General features: G+C 33.8%; 14 protein-coding genes. 8 read left to right on the top strand and 6 right to left on the bottom strand.

What is annotated here, in order from left to right; all coding sequences use genetic code 11:
* Positions 1–73 precede the first annotated feature (73 nt).
* Both HYN56_RS04200 and nhaA read right to left on the bottom strand, forming a co-directional pair.
* Positions 74–601, bottom strand: a complete 528-nt coding sequence (locus HYN56_RS04200; RefSeq protein WP_109191035.1) for a hypothetical protein — start codon at positions 599–601, stop codon at positions 74–76.
* A 10-nt stretch (positions 602–611) separates the two neighbouring features.
* Entirely contained in the window at positions 612–1,757 is a 1,146-nt protein-coding gene (gene nhaA / locus HYN56_RS04195; RefSeq protein ID WP_109191034.1) for a Na+/H+ antiporter NhaA, read from the bottom strand.
* A 251-nt stretch (positions 1,758–2,008) separates the two neighbouring features.
* Between nhaA and HYN56_RS04185 the strand changes: the two genes are divergently transcribed.
* The 5 genes from HYN56_RS04185 to HYN56_RS04165 all read left to right on the top strand — a co-directional run bounded on the left by HYN56_RS04185 (position 2,009) and on the right by HYN56_RS04165 (position 5,710).
* Positions 2,009–2,959 (top strand): 2-hydroxyacid dehydrogenase, encoded by a 951-nt coding sequence (locus tag HYN56_RS04185; RefSeq protein WP_109191032.1) that lies wholly within the window; start codon positions 2,009–2,011, stop codon positions 2,957–2,959.
* 197 nt (positions 2,960–3,156) lie between these two features.
* Positions 3,157–3,567 (top strand): DUF805 domain-containing protein, encoded by a 411-nt coding sequence (locus HYN56_RS04180; protein ID WP_109191031.1) that lies wholly within the window; start codon positions 3,157–3,159, stop codon positions 3,565–3,567.
* A 26-nt stretch (positions 3,568–3,593) separates the two neighbouring features.
* The gene (locus HYN56_RS04175) at positions 3,594–3,872 is read left to right on the top strand and encodes a TM2 domain-containing protein (protein ID WP_091489667.1); all 279 of its coding nucleotides are present in this window, start codon (positions 3,594–3,596) and stop codon (positions 3,870–3,872) included.
* 199 nt (positions 3,873–4,071) lie between these two features.
* Positions 4,072–4,443 (top strand): DUF805 domain-containing protein, encoded by a 372-nt coding sequence (locus HYN56_RS04170; RefSeq protein ID WP_109191030.1) that lies wholly within the window; start codon positions 4,072–4,074, stop codon positions 4,441–4,443.
* Between the two features lie 169 nt (positions 4,444–4,612).
* The gene (locus tag HYN56_RS04165; RefSeq protein ID WP_109191029.1) at positions 4,613–5,710 is read left to right on the top strand and encodes a suppressor of fused domain protein; all 1,098 of its coding nucleotides are present in this window, start codon (positions 4,613–4,615) and stop codon (positions 5,708–5,710) included.
* A gap of 70 nt (positions 5,711–5,780) precedes the next feature.
* Here the strand turns inward: HYN56_RS04165 and HYN56_RS04160 are convergent, their stop codons facing one another.
* Positions 5,781–7,583: a GNAT family N-acyltransferase gene (locus HYN56_RS04160; protein ID WP_109191028.1), complete on the bottom strand. Its 1,803-nt coding sequence runs from the start codon at positions 7,581–7,583 to the stop codon at positions 5,781–5,783.
* A 118-nt stretch (positions 7,584–7,701) separates the two neighbouring features.
* On the opposite strand from HYN56_RS04160, the gene HYN56_RS04155 reads away from it, so the two are divergent.
* From HYN56_RS04155 to HYN56_RS04145, 3 genes are all read left to right on the top strand, one after another.
* The gene (locus HYN56_RS04155) at positions 7,702–8,463 is read left to right on the top strand and encodes an exodeoxyribonuclease III (protein ID WP_109191027.1); all 762 of its coding nucleotides are present in this window, start codon (positions 7,702–7,704) and stop codon (positions 8,461–8,463) included.
* A 131-nt stretch (positions 8,464–8,594) separates the two neighbouring features.
* A complete protein-coding gene (locus tag HYN56_RS04150; protein ID WP_109191026.1) occupies positions 8,595–9,539 on the top strand; it encodes an OmpA/MotB family protein in 945 nt (314 codons plus the stop codon).
* A 253-nt stretch (positions 9,540–9,792) separates the two neighbouring features.
* A complete protein-coding gene (locus HYN56_RS04145; RefSeq protein WP_109191025.1) occupies positions 9,793–10,830 on the top strand; it encodes an aldo/keto reductase in 1,038 nt (345 codons plus the stop codon).
* A 317-nt stretch (positions 10,831–11,147) separates the two neighbouring features.
* Here HYN56_RS04145 and HYN56_RS04140 read toward each other — a convergent pair whose 3' ends face one another.
* From HYN56_RS04140 to HYN56_RS04130, 3 genes are all read right to left on the bottom strand, one after another.
* A complete protein-coding gene (locus HYN56_RS04140) occupies positions 11,148–11,771 on the bottom strand; it encodes a murein L,D-transpeptidase catalytic domain-containing protein (protein WP_109191024.1) in 624 nt (207 codons plus the stop codon).
* A gap of 8 nt (positions 11,772–11,779) precedes the next feature.
* Positions 11,780–12,940, bottom strand: coding sequence for a vWA domain-containing protein (locus tag HYN56_RS04135; protein ID WP_109191023.1), 1,161 nt, complete (start codon positions 12,938–12,940; stop codon positions 11,780–11,782).
* A 268-nt stretch (positions 12,941–13,208) separates the two neighbouring features.
* A complete protein-coding gene (locus tag HYN56_RS04130; protein ID WP_109191022.1) occupies positions 13,209–14,168 on the bottom strand; it encodes an SIMPL domain-containing protein in 960 nt (319 codons plus the stop codon).
* Between the last annotated feature and the right edge of the window lie 65 nt (positions 14,169–14,233).

Below are 14,233 nucleotides of genomic sequence, written 5' to 3'. Positions count from 1 at the left end.
GTGTTTTGTCATGCTGAGGAACGAAGCATCACACAAGAAACTCCGAAAAGTGCTTCAATGGAATTTGGAATTTTTACTTTTTGGAATTTCCCTTTTTAATTAACTGAATATACTTCAACCCGCATTCCGAAATTTTGGTATAAGAATTCATCGCGTTCCCGTAATTCTGTATAGTCAAAGTATCTTTCACATACAAAGCATCTATACCTACAGGAATTTCCAATTCTTTTGAAGAAAGAGAATCATTTTCTTCTTCATTGCTAATATCACCTTCATATTCATCCCATTGAATTCCTTCTAAAACAAGATACTTTTCTCCGGAATTATTATGAGAATATCTAGCTTTTCCTTTTAAAGTTCGAATAGCCGTTTTAAAAACATACTGATATTCATTTTTGTCTTTCGAAATAATCAAAGAAATAGGACAATCACCTGCTGTATTGGTGTAAGTTCCTTCAACTTCATCTTTTGTGCCTTCTTTTAAAATTATTCTTTCGTCTTTTATATTATTTTCATTTAAAGAAACATTCTCTGTCTTCTGATTGCAAGAATTCAAAGTTAGATAAAAAGTAAGCAGAAAGAAAAGGCGAAAATTATTCATAAGTATAACATTAAACTACAGTGCTTTTATTCAAAATATACTTTAGATATACAAAGCCGATAAGACCAGCCAGAAAAGAAGCAATCAGAATAGCGATTTTAGAAAAAACAATTATTTCAGGGTTTTTAAAAGCCAGAACCGTAATAAAAATTGACATTGTAAAACCAATGCCGCCCAGCATTCCAGCGCCTAAAATGTGTGCCCATTTTAAATTTTTTGGAAGTAAACATAAACCTGATGTAACACCCACAGAAGAAAATAATAAAATACCAAGCGGTTTGCCTATCACAAGTCCTAGAATAATTCCGTATGAGTTGGAGTGGTTTAATCCTTCGTGCCAGTTTTCGGTAATAGTCAAAGCGGTATTGGCGATGGCAAAAAGTGGCAGGATAAAAAAGGCTACCGGCTGATGCAAGAAGTGTTGCAGTTTATAGGAAGATGTTTTTTCCCCGCCATCGCCAAACGGAATAACAAATGCTAAAATTACTCCAGTTATAGTGGCATGAACACCAGAATTTAGCATAAAATACCACATGACAATTCCGCCAATTATATACGGAATCAAATTATGAATTTTCATTCGGTTTAAAACAAATAAAGCTCCCCAGATTGCAAGTGCAATTCCAAGATTTAGAAAAGAAATAGAAGTACTGTAAAAAACAGCAATAACAATTATGGCTCCTAAATCGTCTATGACTGCGAGAGCAGTTAGAAATACTTTTAATGAAGCGGGAACTTTATTGCCAAGAAGCGATAAAATTCCAATTGCAAAAGCAATATCTGTAGCCATTGGAATTCCTGCACCATTTTGAGTCGTTGTGCCATAATTTAAAACCAGAAATATTGCAGCAGGAACTATCATTCCGCCAAACGCAGCAACTATTGGTAAAGAGGCATTTTTGAAATTAGACAATTCTCCGTGATAAATTTCGCGTTCCAATTCCAATCCGATCAGAAGAAAGAAGATTGTCATTAATCCATCGTTAATCCATTCTGTAATACTGTGTCCTGCTAATTCTTTTTCCCAAAAAGCAACATAAGGAACCTGAAAAGCTGAATTGGCAAGATAAAGAGATAAAATTGTAACAAAGAGCAAGATAATTCCTCCTGATTTTTCGTTTTCAAAAAAGGCTTTAAAGGTCTTGGTTAATTTCATTTGGAAGGATTCTGAAGATTTAGAGATTGGATTTTAGTAATCCCAATACTTTCAAAGTTAAAAAAAATAGGAACAATACAAAAGGGATTTGCCATAAAGGCGTAAGCGCTCAAAGTTTTATTTTAATTACAGAACTTAATTTTCAGAAAGACAATGTTCTTAAATCTCAAGAGGGGTCTAAAAAACTTTGTGACTTTGCCACTTCACGAGATTAAATTAACCGTATTTTTGTTTTAATTAAATTCAATAAAATGAGCATAAAAATTCTTCATATCGACAGCAATAATCCTGTTCTTTGGAATCAATTGGAAGAAGCAGGTTTTGAAAATCACGCCGATTTTAAATCTTCAAAAGAAGAAATAGAAGCAAAAATTCAAGACTACAACGGAATCGTAATTCGAAGCCGATTCAAGATTGACAAAACTTTTTTAGATAGCGCAACAAACTTGCAATTTATAGCAAGAGTAGGTGCAGGATTGGAAAGTATAGATTGTGATTATGCTTCTGCAAAAGGAATTCATCTTATTGCGGCTCCGGAAGGAAACCGAAATGCTGTTGCAGAACATTCTTTGGGAATGATTTTGTCTTTGTTTAATAATCTCAATCAGGCTGATGCAGAAGTAAAAAACGGACAATGGAATCGAGAAAGTAATCGTGGTCATGAATTAGATCTTAAAACTGTCGGTATTATTGGTTATGGAAATATGGGAAAAGCATTTGCCAAAAAACTTAGAGGTTTTGATACAGAAGTCCTTTGTTATGATATTTTGGATAATGTTGGTGATGAAAATGCGAGACAGGTTTCACTGGCTGAATTACGGGAGAAAACAGATGTTTTAAGTCTTCATCTTCCCTGGACACCAGAAACGGATAAAATGGTTAATACGAGCTTTATAACTGCTTTTAAAAAGCCATTTTGGATTATCAATACTTCCAGAGGGAAAAACATAGTTACAGCAGATTTGGTTGAAGCAATGAAGTCTAAAAAAGTATTGGGTGCAGGTCTTGATGTTTTGGAATATGAAAAACTTTCATTCGAAACTCTTTTTCAGGATAAGAATACTCCTGAAGCATTTCAATATCTTTTAGAAGCTAAGAATGTTTTGCTCACGCCCCATATTGCAGGATGGACTTTTGAAAGCCATGAGCGTCTGGCTCAGGTTATTGTCGATAAAATCAAGGCAGTTTACAACAAAAAATAGCCTACAGCCTTTAGAATTTAATAACGAGTTTTTTCTTGTAAATTTTATTTGGTGAGATTAGTTTTATTTGTTAATTTTTAATAATATTGTTTCTGAGTTTTAAAGAATTAGTCTAAATAGAGTTTCTTAAAATCTCAAAACAACCCCAAATCTTAAAATAGATTCGGTCTTAACTAACAAATAAAATTTTAATTATTATGATTGAATGGTACAAAAAAGTAGTTTTTGAGAATTATGCAACCTTTAGCGGAAGAGCCAGAAGAAGCGAATATTGGTATTACACTTTAGCGACAATTATTATCTCCATTATTCTGGGGATTGTTGATTCTGTATTAGGTTTTTCTTTCTTAGATGGTGACGCTGGTGTATTAAGAGGAATCTATAGTTTATTGGTTTTACTGCCTGGATTAGCCGTTATGGTAAGACGATTACATGACGTTGGAAAAAGTGGATGGTTTTTTCTTGTAGTACTTATACCATTGGCAGGAGTTATCTGGTTATTAATTGTTTTATGTACAGAAGGAGAACATGGGGCAAACAAATATGGTCCGGATCCTAAAAATGATTTTGAAGATATTAATGAAATTGGAAAAGTTGAATTAGACTAATTATTAAAATATTAAATTTTAAAAGCATGGAAACAACAAAACCAGAAAGCTGGAATACGCCTTCACAACCAAGACAAGAAAATAAGAAAGTATTAGCCGGAATTATGGGAATACTTTTTGGATATTTAGGTATTCATAAATTTGTTTTAGGTTATACTCAGGAAGGAATTATACAATTAGTAATTGGTGTAGTTACTTGTGGAATTGGCGGTATAATTGGATTTATTGAAGGAATCATTTATTTGACAAAATCAGATGAAGAATTTTACCAAACTTATCAGGTTGGAAAAAAAGGCTGGTTTTAATCTAATAAGCTATCATATTTTAAAAGAACCCATTCAGAAATGAATGGTTTTTTTTATGTGCAAAAATGTCTTCATCTGATATAACAATAACTTTTAGTTCCTGTTAATGATTTCTATAGTGATTAATCTTACGCTTCATAAATAAAGTAATGGAGTAACTGAAAATCCTTAAGAGTAGGGTAATTTATAAAGATTTATTATGTTAGAAATTTATAAAAAAGTAGTTTTTGAGAACTATGCAAATTTTAAAGGCAGAGCAAGAAGAAAGGAATTTTGGACAGTTGTTCTAGTGAATGTTATAATTAGTGTGGTTCTGAGTGTAGTACTTGGCATAATCTCGTCTAGTCTTGCAATGCTTGCCAACCTATTTACTTTGGCAGTTTTAATTCCTTCTATTGCAGTTGGAGTTCGAAGAATGCATGATGTTGGTAAAAGCGGCTGGTTTATTCTAATTCCATTGTATGATGTATATTTGGCCGCTATGGAAGGGGAAAAAGGTGCAAATAAATATGGTGCAAATCCTAAAAGCGAACTCGAAGACTTAAAGGAGATAGGAAAAGATCTTAACTAGTTTTAAATAAAAATTGTTGATTAAAAAGTCCCATTCGCCACGGCAGATGGGATTTTTGATTTAAAGTAATTAATAATGGTAAAGGAAGAGTTTTGTTCTGGGATATGTTTTTTAAAATAAAAGTCGTTACTTCAATCTGAATTTAAATCTAAAATAATAGTAAAGAAATATGGGATTATTTAGCAGAAATAATAAGATTGAAAAACCCAAAGTTATTCTCGAATTGAGAAGTCCTAGTTGTCCAATCACTGCAATTGTAGAACAAGATAACAGAACGGCCTATTTTTATTTGTTTGGCGATAATGAAGATTTTGGTGTTAAAAGCTGTTGGATTAGAAATTTAAGTAAAGCACCTGAAGAAATAGAGGTGAAATTGATGGAAAAAGGGGTGCCGCCAATGTTGCCCAATGAATTTTGCAAATTTCCTGATGGTCAAGAAAGTCTTAATGAAAAGAACTTAGAAATTGTCTGGCTGGAAGAAGGAGATGGAGCTGCATTATTGGAAAATGGAGATATTTTATGCGTAATTCCAAGTTGGGGAGGAGAAGAAGGATTCTTTGGATATGCACGGGATTGTAATGGTCAGGGCAATTTTGCCTGGGAGCTTACCGAAGATAACGAGATGAGAAAACGGGTAAATAACGCAGTTTCTTTTATTAAGGAATGGAACGAAGAAGTAAATCCTTTTCAGTCGTTGCAGCCTAAAATTCTACATTATTACGATGATATATTTGGAGAAAGTGAAAAGTATTATGCAATCGATAATTCAGAGTGGCCTCCAAAAGGTCTTTACGTATATGAAGGACAAGAAAAAATTGTTTTTGCAACCGTAGCAGTATCATTACGACCACAACCAAAAGTTGAGATGTATTATGAAGATCCGGGCAAAGTAAACAGAATTGAAATTGGACTTATCCTAAAATCAGGATTAACCAATGATGAAATAAATAATGTGGCAAGTTTGATAAGCGGCATTACAACAATACCTTGGGATTATATCACTTTTTTAGCGGAAGGGCATACAGTAGAATTCCAAAACATTGTCAGCAATAAATTTAAGTATGCGGTACTGACTAATAAATTAAAACTTCTGCCTCAAATGAATGTGCCTGCTTTTGGAGATTCAAAGACTAATTTTTTATGGATTGTACCAGTTTCAGATAATGAATGGACGGTAATGAAAGAATCCGGTTCTAAATTTATACTGGATAAACTGGATACTATTGGGGAAGAAATATTTAGTTTTGAACGACAAGAGGTTGTTTAAGAATAGTATAAAAAAAGAAGACTCATAAATGTTTAGGTTTATGAGTCTTCTTTTTTTATGATAGATTGTTTTAATCTTCTTTCTCAGATAATTTCTTTTCCAATTCAATCTGAAATTCTTCGATAACCGGTTTCATTGTACTTTCCGGAATATCTGCGATTCTGATATACATTAAACCGTCGATAGCATTATTGAAAAGCGGATCAACGTTAAAGGCAACTACACGTGCATTTTGTTTGATGTATTTCTTAATTAAAACCGGCAGACGTAAGTTTCCTGGTTCTAATTCGTCAATAATTTTGTCGAATTTATTCAAGTCAGATTCTGCTTCGTCGAAGATAAAATCTTTATCAGCATCTTTCAGTTTAACTTTGTATGCTTTCTTGGGATGAATATATTGCGCAATATACGGATCGTAATAGTTTGATTTCATAAACTCAATCATCAAAGATTTAGAGAAATCAGAGAACTGATTACTGATACTAACACCACCAACTAAATATTTATGTTCAGGATGACGCAAAGTCGTATGAATAATACCTTTCCATAATAAGAATAAAGGCATTGGTTTTTGCTGATATTCTTTCACAATAAACGCACGCCCCATTTCGATCGATTTGTGCATCATGTCGTGAAGTTCCGGCTCAAATCTGAAAAGATCGGTCAGGTAAAAACCTTCAATTCCGTATTTCGGATAAATCTCAGAACCTAGTCCCATGCGGTAAGCTCCGGCGATTTTTTTGGTTTCATCATCCCATAAAAACATATGGTGATAATATTGATCGTATTCGTCTAAGTCAATCGATTCGTTGGTTCCTTCGCCGACTTCACGGAAAGTAATTTCGCGAAGACGACCAATTTCATGCAAAATGTTCGGAATCTGTTTAGCACTTGCAAAGAAAACTTCATAGTTTTTGCTTTGCAAAAATCGCGCATCACTATCTCTCAAGGCCTGAACTTCATCAATTAATTTTGATTCGCTTGCAGGCGTTACGATTTTTTTAGGTGCTTTTGTAATTTTAAGACTTGCTGTATCAATCAGTTTAGTGTCTTTTTCAAACGGATTAGCCAGCATATAGGTTTTCTTTCTTAAGAATTCTGAGTATTCTTCAAAAGATTCAATTTCATTTTGTTCACTTACAGAAATAGGTTTTCCAATACGAACTTTAATTACACGGTCTTTCTGCGTTAATAGTTCAGAAGGCAATTTTGCCGTTCTTAAAGTGTCATCAATTTTAGAAAGCCAGTAAAATAATTTACTGTTTTTAGCATGAAAATAGATTGGCACTACAGGAACTTTTGCTTTTCTGATTAACTTCAAAGCGCCTTCTTCCCAAGGTTTATCTACTACTAATTTTCCATCTTTATAAGTTGAAACTTCTCCGGCAGGGAAAATTCCTAACGGTTTTCCATCACTTAAATGACGCAGTGTTTCTTTAATACCAATTACGCTCGATTTTGCATCCTTATGGTTTTCAAAAGGATTAACCGGCATAATATATTTTTTCATCGGAACAATTCTGTGTAACAGGAAATTGGCAATGATTTTGAAATTTGGCTCTCTTTCAAGCATTAATTTCAAAAGCAAAATACCATCAATTCCTCCAAGCGGATGATTAGAAATAGTGATATAGGCACCATCTTTTGGCAGACGTTTTAAGTCTTCTTCCGGGATTTCGAATTTGATTTCCATCTCATCCAAAATTCCGTTCAAAAACGCAAGGTCTTCCAAATGTTTATTACGATCGTAAATTTTATTAAGGGTAGAGATCTTAAGAACCTTCATAAGAATCCAGCCAGAAAATGTACCGAGAACTCCGTACTTTTCAACATTTATTGCCTTTGCAACTTCTTTCGCGGTAACTAAACCCATGTAGTACTTTTAATTTATTAGAACAGCGAACAAAGATAACAAAAAAGTCTACTTTTCATTGTTTCCAAGATAAACTTTGCACTTTTTTATTACATTTGAAATCCTAAAAAAATCACTGATGAAAATTATTTCTTATAACGTAAACGGAATTCGTGCCGCGATAAACAAAGGTTTTATCGAGTGGCTGCAACAAGCAAGTCCTGATGTAATCTGCCTTCAGGAAATAAAGGCAACACAGGATCAAATTCCGGTTGACGATATCACAGCAGCAGGTTATCCTTTTCAATATTACTATCCTGCAACTAAAAAAGGATACAGCGGCGTGGCCATTTTGTCTAAAACAAAACCAAATAATATTGTTTACGGAACAGGTATTCACCACATGGATTTTGAAGGCCGAAACCTTCGTGCCGATTTTGATGATGTTTCGGTAATGAGCTTATATCTTCCATCAGGAACAAACATCGAAAGATTAGATCATAAATTTATGTTTATGGATGATTTTCAAACGTATGTTAATGAATTAAAATTGACGATTCCAAATTTGATTATCTGTGGTGATTATAATATCTGTCACGAAGCAATTGATATTCATGATCCGGTTCGTAATAAAACAGTTTCTGGATTTTTGCCTGCAGAACGTGCCTGGCTGGATGCTTTCATGAAATCTGGTTTTATTGATAGTTTCCGTCATTTCAATAAAGAACCGCATAATTATTCTTGGTGGAGTTACCGTGCAGGAGCAAGAGGAAACAATAAAGGCTGGCGTATCGATTATAATTTGGTAAGCAATGCTTTAGAAAACCGTTTAAAAAGAGCTGTTATACTACCAGACGCTATGCATTCAGATCATTGTCCGGTTTTAGTCGAAATTGATTAAAGTTTGGTATTGTTCTTGCTGAAAGAATTTAAGTTTTAAAAAGAAAGATTGGAATTTGGAATTTCATAATTTGTTTTTTAGACGAAGTCATATTTATTAAACGCCCCGGAATAAAAACCAATTAAAGAAAGATGATTAAAAAAGCCTCCATTGGATTAGTAGTTTTAGCTTTGTCTGCTACTTCTTGTGTATCTAAAAAGATTTACAACGATCTTGAAACGAAATATTCAGATTTAAAAAAAGAAAATCGTTCTATCTCTGATGAAAATGCAGATTTAAAAACTGCAAAAAATCAGCTGGAGTTGGATAAAGATAAATTAACAAAAGATCTGGCAAGCACAAAAGACGATCTTGCTAAACAAAAAGCTGATCTTGCTGCGGAACAAAAAAAGTATAAAGTATTGCAGGACTCTTACAATGCGTTAGAGAAAAACAGCAATGATGCTTTAGAAAGTAACATGGCAAAAAACCGCGATCTTTTGGCACAATTAGAAGCAAAATCTAAAAAATTAGCCGATGAACAAGCTCGTTTGGACAAAACAGCAAATCGTTTGAAAGAACTTGAAGACATGATTGCAGCGAAAGAAGAATCGATGCGAAAACTGAAAGAAACTTTATCTAAAGCTTTAAATGGCTTTGAAGGTAAAGGTTTGACTGTTGAACAGAAAAACGGAAAAGTATATGTTTCTATGGAAAACAAATTGCTTTTCAATTCAGGAAGCTGGGCTGTTGGAACTGAAGGTAGGAAAGCGGTTGTAGAACTTGGTAAAGTTTTAGGTGATAATCCTGATCTTTCTGTTCTTATCGAAGGGCATACTGATGATGATCCATATGCAGGTTCTGGACCAATTGCAAACAACTGGGATTTATCAACTAAAAGAGCAACTGCAATCGTTGCGATTTTGAGCGAAAACTCAAAAATCAACAAACAAAAATTAACTGCAGCAGGACGAAGCGAGTTTTCTCCTTTGGCAAGCAACGCAACTCCGGAAGGAAAAGCTAAAAACCGTAGAATCGAGATTATCTTGACTCCAAGATTAGATGAGATTGCGGAGATGCTTAATAGTATTAATTAAGGTGCTAAGGTCCTGAGGCGCTAAGATGCTAAGGTTTTAAAAAAGGGTTCAAAGTTTCACTTTGAACCCTTTTTTGTTTCAGAAAAGTAAATCTTAGTACTTTAGCAACTTAGAACTTAAAAGGAAATCTTGTAGATTTTTTAACTTTTGTCGCATTTTCATTTGAAAAATCCCGTTGTATCTTTGAAGTTAACAATTCGAACGAAAAAACCTTAGAATCTTAGCATCTCAGTACCTTAGAACCTTAAAGAAAATGAAATACACAACATTACCCAACACCGATATAAAAGTTAGTAAAATCAATCTTGGAACAATGACTTTTGGTCAACAAAACACAGAGGCTGAAGGTCACGCCCAAATGGATTATGCTTTAGAAAGAGGAGTAAATTTCTTTGATACAGCCGAAATGTATTCAGTTCCAGCTAGTGAAGCGACTTATGGGAGTACCGAAAAAATTATTGGAACCTGGTTTAAGAAATCAGGAAATCGCGATAAAGTGATTTTGGCTTCTAAAATTGCTGGTCCGAATCCGAGTTTTGGTTATATGCGTGAGAAATTGGATTTTTCGCCTGCGAGTATTAAATATGCGGTTGAAAACAGTTTGAAAAGGCTGCAGACAGATTATATCGATTTGTATCAAATGCATTGGCCGGAAAGAAAAACCAATAATTTCGGACAACGCGCTTTTCACGGACATGATGATGTTTGGGAAGATAATTTTAGAGAAATCTTGGAAACTTTTGACGCATTAATCAAAGAAGGAAAAATCAAACATATTGGAGTTTCAAATGAAAATTCCTGGGGAATGATGCGTCTTTTGGAAGAAAGCAAATACAATAATCTGCCAAGAATTAAAACCGTACAAAATCCGTATTCTTTATTGAATCGTTTATTTGAAGTGAATTCGGCCGAAGTTTCAAAATATGAAAATGTTGGTTTGTTAGGATATTCGCCTTTGGCTTTTGGAGTTCTGACTGGAAAATTCCTTACAGGAGAAAGTCATCCGAAAGCGAGAATTAATCTTTTTCCGCAATACAAACGTTACAATAGCGATCAATGTACGCAAGCAACCAAATTGTATCAGGAAATTGCTAAAAAACACGGTTTAACATTAACCGAATTGGCAATGGGATTTGTATTGCAACAGCCTTTCCTGACAAGTGCGATTATCGGCGCTACGACTTTGGAACAATTAAAAGAAAACATCGATACGATTGATGTGGTTCTTTCTAAAGAAATCTTGGCTGAAATTGATGCAGTTCAGGCAATTATTCCTGATCCTGCTCCTTAATTTTTTGGACACAAAGGCACTAAGGCGCGAAGTTTTTTTAAGCTTTTGGAATTTGTTCGCAATCCCGATCGCTATCAGGAGCAAATAAGTAAAATTTTTTCAATAGCCCCTAGCTTCAGCTAGGGGAACAAGATTGAAGTAGAAAAGGGCTTTAGCCAAACTAGTGAAGTTTGGCTAAAGCCCTTTTCCTTGCATTTATATTTTCATCCAGCTAAAGCTGGACGCTATTGAACTTAAAAATTTAAACTTTGCTGCTTCTGTGTCTTTGCGAGATTAAAAACAAAAAATATTGTGTCTTAGTGCCTTTGTGGCAAAAATCAATAATACATCACCAAAATAATTTTCTTTTTAGAAGTATCAATCTGTTTTTCGAGAACATTAAAAAACTTTTCATTTACCATCGGACATCCCAAACTGTTGCAGATTGGATAAGGCTGTTCTTCAAAAGGAACATCTTCATATTTATGAAGTACTATATTTCGGTCAAATGCATTGCTGTTGCTTTTATCTAGACCGTATAATTTATAGGCTTTTCCAAATCTTCCTGTATATGAACTACCAATAGCGTATTTGCCAAGTGAACTGCAATTGGAATTTTTGATATTACTAAATTTCAATTCTCCATAAATGCCAGTTTCAGAGCCTGAACCATGTCCAACCAAACCTTTATCGAGTAATTTGTTGTTTTTTAAATCATAAACAAAAAACCGATTTCTTCCGGATTCTACCTTCATGTCTAAAAAGAATGCAACATCTGAATTGTATTTCGGAGATTTCCCCAAGAATCTCCTGATTTCAGTGACTTCATTTTTTAGTTTCTCTTCGTAGGAATAAATCGGTTTTGAAGTTTTACTGACTGTTGGTTTTTCTTCTTTATTTCTGCAGGCAAATGTGGTGCAGAAAATCAAGAGCAAGAAGAGAAAGAAAACTTTGCTTTTCATAAATCAATTTATTTCTCAACGGTATACCCTTTTACTTTGGCAAAAGCTATTATGGATGAATTGATAGTATTCCCTAAATCATCCTGCTTTTTCGTTTTCTTAGATTCCGTATCAATATATTCCTGACGTTTTTTGGCCAAAACGCTGATTTCTTTCTGGATGGTTTCTCTTTCTTTTGTCTTTTCAGTTACTATTTTCTGCAATTCTGCAGTCGATTTGTTTTGCAATTCTGTTGGTAATTCTTCTTTTTTGATTTTAGAAATAGCTCCTGCATCGTCTTTTACTTTGTCAACCAAATCCCAGCTGTCATTTTTATAAACTGCTTTCGATTTGCTTACGGCACGGTCTGTGTAATTGGCATTAGAAACCATTTTTGCGTTTTGATCCTGCTTTATCTGATTCATTTTTTTATCAGCTCCTTTTGTTCCGTAATTGATGTAGGTTTTGTTTATTTTTTCATCACATTTGGCAATTTCATCATCATACGGAGTGGCAATATATTCTACAGCTTTGTCTGAATCAATATTGAAATATTTTCCTTTTCCGCGATCTGCACCGTCTTTCCAAAAAATGTTGATGCCTTCGGTTTTATTTCCACAGAAAATAGTATTTACATAAATACCATTTTTCAAAGCATTGTTAATTGCTTCTTTATAACTGATTTTTCCCTGATTGAATTCTTCGTTTCCTGCAATATAAATCAGTTTCATACTGCTATTTTCTGATGCCCATTTCAATTCTTTCGTTGCATCCTGAATAACGGCACCGCAATATTCACTTCCTCCGTTGGTTCTAAGTGCAAACAGTTTTTCAGAAATTAGATCCAAATCGGTTGAAAGTGGGGTTACCTGTCTGATGTAATTTGATTTTATAGACAAACCATCGTTGCCATATTCATATAAAGCAATTTCGATATCAGGCGTTTTTCCTTCGTACTTTAAAGTGGTCAGCGTGTTTACAATATTCCACAATCGTGATTTTGCCTGATCGATTAAACCGTCCATACTGCTCGAAGTATCCAGCAAAAGGGCAACTTGTATTTTAGTATTGGAAGCTGTTGCCGGTTTTTCGATTTCATTTTTCGATTTTGGTTTGGCATTGGAAGAATGACAGCTTGTGATTGAAAATATTACTGCAAATAGCGCGGAAATAAAAAGATTTGATTTCATAATTTTTAATTTTTACTGATGATTACAGATCAAACTTAGAAACAAAAAAGGCCTATTTTTCGGACAAAGGGTAAAACGGTGTTTTGACTTGGTGAAACGATCTCAGCATAATAGGTGTAATTATTTTCAACACATAGAAACATAGATTTTGTAACTTACAAAAGGCGTTTTACTTCATAATAAAAAAACATAGCTATGTGTGAAAATCAAGATTTTTTTAAATTATCTTATTGTACTTTTTTTAAAATTTATGTTTCTATGTGTTAAATTAATTTTGTTTTGGCGTATTGATATTTAAAGTTTTTAAATCGCCATTTGGTGTAACCAGAATAAACTCTTTGTCTCCTTTTACAGTTTGTTTCTTTTCTCTGTTAATGACAATTTTTACTTCATATTGTACCTGAATAACAGGTTCTAAAACCGAAGGATTAAGGATAAAATCAAACTCTTTACCAAAAACCGGCTGATAATAAAGTGTAGTCGATTTGGTAGCTTGGTTAATATTTGAATTTCTTTTTAAGTTTAAAGAAGAGCTGTTGTAAGCCTCATAAGATTGATACATTTCTACGGGTAAGTTTACTATGAAATCGTCGGTTATTCTTTTTTCGGTGTTTGTAAAAGTCTCGCCAAGCAGAGTTTCATAGTTTTTTATTTTTTCCTGAATCAGTAATCTGGCTTTGGCCATCATTTCTTTTTTGATGGTTTCCAAAGCATTTGAAAAGTAATCTACTCGCACCAAATCATAAATTTCATTATTAGATAAGATGGAAATAAATTCATTCAGCTGATTGGGATCTGAGAATTTGATATGAATATTTTTCTTCAATTCAAATCCAATCGGAACTTCATTGTAGGTTTTTCGGCTGAATACTTTTTTTTCGGCTTCGTATTCATAAACCGGAACAAACGAAATCATATCGACAAAAGTTTCAACGTCTTTTTTAAGTTTGATTTCGTTTAGTGCCTGCGTAATTCTCTGGTCAAGTAATTCGTTGACTTCTTTGGTTGTTTTGCCGGTTTGAGTGGTGCTGAAAATAGCGGTATAAGAATCTGCTTTAACATTGGCAAGTCCTTTTACGCTTGCGACAATTCCATCGTCAGAAGGAAAATTGATGTTAATGCTATTTTGGTCATTGTACTGATTTTGATAATTGACATTTCCTGAAACCTGTGCGACTACAAGCTGAGAAAATAGAATGATAAAAAGAGATAAGGATAGTTTTTTCATGATTTTGATTTTTGATTCGGAAACAAATGTATTGCAGGAAAAAACGTATTTTTGGCAAAATGGGT

The sequence above is a fragment of the Flavobacterium crocinum genome (genome assembly GCF_003122385.1).
GTDB classification, from domain to species: Bacteria; Bacteroidota; Bacteroidia; order Flavobacteriales; family Flavobacteriaceae; genus Flavobacterium; species Flavobacterium crocinum.
The sequence above is the reverse complement of the archived record's forward strand: the minus strand, read 5'-3'. Positions and strand labels throughout refer to the sequence as shown.